Source organism: Thiorhodococcus mannitoliphagus (assembly GCF_010915725.1).
Classification (GTDB): Bacteria; Pseudomonadota; Gammaproteobacteria; order Chromatiales; family Chromatiaceae; genus Thiorhodococcus; species Thiorhodococcus mannitoliphagus.
In genome coordinates, this window is the sequence record NZ_JAAIJR010000286.1 from 1 (window position 1) to 2352 (window position 2352).

The 2352-nt window shown below is 55.4% G+C and carries 2 protein-coding genes; both read right to left on the reverse strand.

Annotation, left to right across the window (positions count from 1 at the left end):
* Nucleotides 1-341: 341 nt before the first annotated feature.
* Nucleotides 342-1784: a GNAT family N-acetyltransferase gene (locus G3480_RS26185; RefSeq protein WP_164657134.1), complete on the reverse strand. Its 1443-nt coding sequence runs from the start codon at nucleotides 1782-1784 to the stop codon at nucleotides 342-344.
* Between the two features lie 366 nt (nucleotides 1785-2150).
* A partial coding sequence (locus G3480_RS28045) for a hypothetical protein (RefSeq protein WP_206171913.1) occupies nucleotides 2151-2352 on the reverse strand: 202 nt, incomplete at its 5' end.

Consider the following 2352-nt stretch of genomic DNA (forward strand, 5'->3'; position numbering starts at 1 on the left):
TGAGGCGCAGAAGTGCGACTCTTTTGATTCTAAGTCTCTGTTTTATTGGGTGCCATGACTTATTGAGAAGTTATGGGATGAGCTCGTAACATATTGAGTTAAAATGAAAATATCGCTAGCCTGACGGCTATGGACCACACCCCCGCGCAGCGGCAACCACCCGGTCAGTGCGACGGTGCTACGGACGTCGACGATCCCCTCGTGTTCTAGACCAACCACGGCCCTTCACCCACCTCGCACGGCCGCCCTACACGCCGGCCGCGCGAGGCCCACCAACCACCACCGCTGACGCCCATCACCTAGCTTGATCGCACAATCATCAAATTCGCTGAACGCACTCACTAGCGAAACTCGGTGTCACCCGACATCAGCCACCACTTGTCGTTCAGCTGTTCGGGCTTAGGCCCATCTACCCAGATATTGGTGGGAATGATCACATCGGGATCTTTAACGGTCGCATCTGAGGTCGAAAAGTGGGAAAGATGCTGTCGGGTAATCCAGCAAAAGACGCCTGTCAGGTCCCAAGATCCAGCGAGTCTCCTGACCTGATCCAAGACGATGGGGATCTTAGCCAGAGGGCAGATCACGTCTGTCAGCTCAAGGGTTTCAGCTTGGCGCCTGAGGATGGCCAAACCTAGCGGTTGGCCTGTAAAGCGGCGACACACCAAGAAGAGTTCGTAGACTTTTTCAGGATGATCGAGATAGCGGTCACGAACATAGGTCCAATCACGGATAACCGCGATAGAGGCATCGAGGTCGGCGCTCATCCTCTTCCAAAGCCCATTGACCACGCGGCTGGCTTGCGGAGCCTGAGCACTAAACTTGCGAACGTCACTCTTAAGGTGAGGGCGAGTTTTGAGTGGCGGCCAGTGCACCTCCATGATACGGCCGACTTCCGCGTACAAGCCAAGGCGCTGGCCGATTCTCGCAGCCCGAGCATTCGGAAAACCGAAGGCCAGATCGACAACCTGGAATCCTAGTAAGACCTCCAAGGTTGTGGCGGTGGTGACGAAAAAGGCACCTTGCTTGGTAAGGACGGCACGTTCTCGCGGATGAACCATAACGTCACACATCTGCAATGCCTGAGCCGGCTCGCCAAATAAAAGGACGCGTCGCCCTGTGCTGCCGTAATGGGCGATGATCTTGTCGTCGCGTTTCGCGATCACCCCATAACCTCGACCAGCACCGTATTTCCAATGCCAGAACTGCTCGCTGATCTGCTCATTGAAGACGGTTTCAAACAAAGCAGCTAGGCTAGAGAAGTCTGCGGGGGTCGCCCAGGACAATCTCCAGCGAGGCGGGCTGTCGGCCTTGTGAAAAATATGGAGAACTTCTGTTTCCGAGCGATCTGGAGTCTGCGGTTGTTCCTCCCATCCACAACGTCTCGCGAGTGCACGTAGGATTTTGGAGTCCTTCAGCTCATCCGTGGAGGAAAGAGGCGTGGAAGAAGGGGGGTGAGCAAATGCGAGCCGGGCATCTGCCGGCAGTCCTTCGAATGCGAGGGAGAGTATTGTCAGTACATGGATCCCGAGCTTTTCGTCCTGCAACAAGAGGACGGCGAAGTCAGCTAGCGATCTGAGGGGCTCGCGCGCGGTGGGGCAGTGCGAACTGTCTTCGCACTGGGCACCTAAACCCGGTTCGCTGCCAAGCGCAGAGGCAAGGCTTGTGGCGAAAACAATGGCCTTGGTGCCTTGGCTTTCGCTGATCTCAGTAGGCCCCGGCCTTAGCCAAAGAACCGAGCCGTACTGAGCAGCGAAACGGGATGCGGTGGGGGACGGCGTCATCAGTTGCGAAGATCGGACCCAAGCCGGTGAACAAGCTATCCATCACACCGGAAAAAGGGGACGGATTTATTTAACGTTGATCCTCGACAGCTAAGCTCGGCGCGTTGCTTCTTTGTTGCCGTTCCGCGACGTCAAAGAGCGCCGATAAGGAAACCGCCGGTCTATCGGGAAAGCGCACAACCAGATCGAGTGAGCCACCCATGGCGCTAATGTAGCTGCGTAACGTGGACAGCAAGGCTCTCCCGGAATTCAGGTGATCGAAAAAATGCTTTGATAACAGTTACATGACCTCAAATTGTCCGCACACAGAAGCTTCGAAATGATGCTGAGCGAAAGAGAGGTAAGCGACTGATTTGTAAGCATCGACTAGCCGAAAAGGGCGTATCCGTGCAGATCGAGGTACACTCTCTGAAAAAGCCGCTTTCGATTGGTGAAGCCGTAGCCGCGCCGTTTGAGCACTTTGATTTTGTGGTAGTGCCACAATCTATAGGGGCTCATTGTGGGTTTTGAGGACATGCTTGCGGCTGCAGTAACGTCTCGAGAAGTGATCCCAGCAAGGCCCGCCCCC

What these genes read in the sequence shown, in the direction of transcription:
- G3480_RS26185 (WP_164657134.1), bottom strand. Translation starts at nt 1,784, where the DNA reads ATGACGCCGTCCCCCACCGCATCCCGTTTCGCTGCTCAGTACGGCTCG.